The following is a 486-nucleotide window of genomic DNA, read 5'->3' as shown; positions in this document are numbered from 1 at the left end:
CTATTAATCGGCGAACGGACTGCCGAGCAGGTGAAAATGGAAATTGGATATGGTCTTATTGAACATGAGCCTGAATCATTAGAAGTGCGCGGTCGCGACCTTGTGACAGGTCTGCCAAAAACGATCACACTTGTCTCTCATGAAATTCAAGGCGCCATGCGAGAATCACTTCTTCATATTTTAGAAGCGATCCGTGCCACATTAGAGGACAGCCCTCCAGAGCTAAGCGGAGATATTGTAGACCGCGGCGTCATTTTAACTGGCGGAGGCGCTCTTTTAAATGGAATTCAAGAATGGCTTTCTCAAGAGATTGTTGTTCCAGTCCATATTGCAGCCAATCCCCTTGAATCTGTTGCCATTGGAACAGGTCGTTCATTAGAAGTGATCGACAAATTGCAAAAAACTTTAAAATAATCTTCTTGTTCTACTTCTTTTTTTGTCATTTTGATCATATCGTGAGAAATGGATAAACGTGAAGGAGGAAGA

The 486-nt window shown here is 42.8% G+C and carries 1 protein-coding gene; it reads left to right on the top strand.

The genetic code is table 11. The annotated features are described in order from the left end of the window. A partial coding sequence (locus tag GFC01_RS17960) for a rod shape-determining protein (protein WP_194175031.1) occupies positions 1 to 414 on the top strand: 414 nt, incomplete at its 5' end. Positions 415 to 486 lie beyond the last annotated feature (72 nt).

The sequence above is a fragment of the Desulfofundulus thermobenzoicus genome (assembly GCF_009428905.1).
GTDB lineage: Bacteria > Bacillota > Desulfotomaculia > Desulfotomaculales > Desulfovirgulaceae > Desulfofundulus_A > Desulfofundulus_A thermobenzoicus.
This window is presented reverse-complemented; position numbering and strand designations above follow the sequence as displayed.